The organism is Nostoc sp. UIC 10630 (assembly GCF_010747425.1).
Taxonomy (GTDB): domain Bacteria; phylum Cyanobacteriota; class Cyanobacteriia; order Cyanobacteriales; family Nostocaceae; genus Nostoc.
In genome coordinates, this window is sequence record NZ_JAAGOG010000405.1 from 1 (window position 1) to 2,115 (window position 2,115).

2 protein-coding genes are annotated in these 2,115 nt (G+C 41.9%); one reads left to right on the top strand and one right to left on the bottom strand.

Translation table 11 applies throughout. The features are described 5' to 3' along the window. Positions 1–260: 260 nt before the first annotated feature. Positions 261–686 carry a GFA family protein gene (locus G1O98_RS37945; RefSeq protein ID WP_163939573.1) on the bottom strand — a complete coding sequence of 142 codons (426 nt, stop codon included), beginning with the start codon at positions 684–686 and terminating at the stop codon, positions 261–263. Positions 687–989: 303 nt separating this feature from the next. On the opposite strand from G1O98_RS37945, the gene G1O98_RS37950 reads away from it, so the two are divergent. After that, the coding region (locus tag G1O98_RS37950) for an AIPR family protein (RefSeq protein WP_163939575.1) at positions 990–2,115 on the top strand (1,126 nt) is incomplete at its 3' end.

Here is a 2,115-nt window from a genome sequence, read left to right on the forward strand (position 1 = left end):
TTTCAACTTCGTATGTAAGCAATGCGAACAACCCACACAACGAGAAACCTTTGGTGTGCGACCGCTCTACTGTGAAAAATGTCGTCCGCCACAAGCACCCAAGAAATCAGTAGTCCCTCTCAAGAAGAGAAAACCCAGAGCTATGACTTATAGGAGTGGTAAAGACATAGCCGGATGATTTGTTGTCTCAAGGGTGAAGTAGTGCGCTCATTCGCCCAACCTAACTCAAACTGGTAAAAAGTAACTCTAATGTTTAGGAATCATTCAGGAGGTGCAAACTGTGCAAAGACCTCGGCCCCTGTCAGGTTCTTAGTTTCATTGGCAAAACAATAATATTTGGGCTTTTCATCAATGAATACCTGATGATCGAAAACAAGACCTTCAGAACTATCGAATAGTCCAACGGGGATGAAATACTGGTTATTTTGTTTCAATTTATAAAATAGATGGCTCCCACACTGCTTACAGAATCCACGTTCTGCCCACTGTGACGATTGATAAAGCCCAATATTTTCTTCACCAGACAAGCTGACATCACTTTTACAGTCAATAGCTAACAGAGGCCCTCCGCCCCAATTGCGGCATATACCACAATGACACGCTCCCACATTTTTACTCATAGTAGTTGTAGAAAGACTTACTCCTCCACACAGGCAACTACCTTTTGCAATATTTAGGTTAGACATATTATTTGCTCCGATTCCACGCAGGCGCTCCAATTGCTCACATTTTCCCTTATTTCATACTGAAAATGCCAAAAATATTAAGTAGTTCGCTTTCGTGACTTTGCTCTTTTAAAGGTAAAAGCAAAGTTACGAAACAACTTTTACAATTTATTCTCTAGAAAGCTTGCTGAGAGACTATTTATAAAGTAAATCTTAGAGAACAAGACGACGCAACATAATTCTGTACTTGGCATTAGCGAGAAACGGGATATTAGATACGGGTTTTAGTTAACATGGAAATTCCCCTGACATTGCAAATCAACTATGCCCAAGACTTGGAATCTAAAAATAGATAACTATTTTCAAGCTAACCCAAACTGCATCATTGCCACCGCCCATGTAGACAGCTTCCCGATAGACCTGCCGCTAGAACCGAACATCCGGGAAGCGAACCGCAAAAGCGCGACCTACAGACAAATGTTCGACTCACTGACAACCGAACCTGCAAAATTCTTCTCTCGCCACAGTGGAATCGTTCTGTCAGCCAATAAAACTAAACCTGTCAAAAACAAAACTGAACTGGAGCTAGAAATTTTAGAAGCCTCGGAGGGAGGTAGCGATGGCATTATCAACGGAGGGCATACAGTTTTAGCATTTGAGCAAGCGAAAAATTACAAATATGACCTAACCGAAGCCAGAGTAAAAGTTACGATTCACATCGGGCTGACTGAAGAATCAGCCAAAGATATAGCCCTAGCTTCAAATACTACAACGCCAGTAGATTCTCGCTCCAAAGTCAACGCCAGAGGTGATTACAAATTCATCAAGCAGTACTTAGCTCAGTTAGAAAGAGCAGAAGATAGAAAATTCCGCATCGCTTATTATCAAAACCAAAGCGGCGCTCCCAGAAATGCACAGTGTAATGTCACCCATTTGTTGAAGCTCCTTTACTGCCTCGACAGAAATAAATACAACCCCGACGGCAATAAACGAACCAAGCACCCAGCAGGAATGAGTCTTCCAAGTAACATCACAGATGCAGAAAGGGAAAGATTAACCGCCTTACTGCCTCTCTTGACTCATGCTTTGTGGATAGAGCAAAGACTGTACGAAATAATCCAAGACTATATCAGCAACCCCAGAAGAAAGGGTGCTAACGACCTAGCATCAATTGATATACGTAAAACTACATTGTTGCCTGACAGCAAGTATTCATTCGGGTTTGGTGCGCCAACTGACCTGGCACTACCAATAATCGCATCATATCGGGTATTTTTAGACAAGGATTATAAATGGATTCTGCCGTTTAACGAATTCGCTGAAGATTTCCTCCAACACTTGTGGAATAACTACTTCCGCAAATATTTGGTGTTGGAGAAAACAGCAGGAAATACAGTCGGTACAAAAATCAGCCGCAATCAAGAGATTTGGGAAAGTTTGTACATTTCGG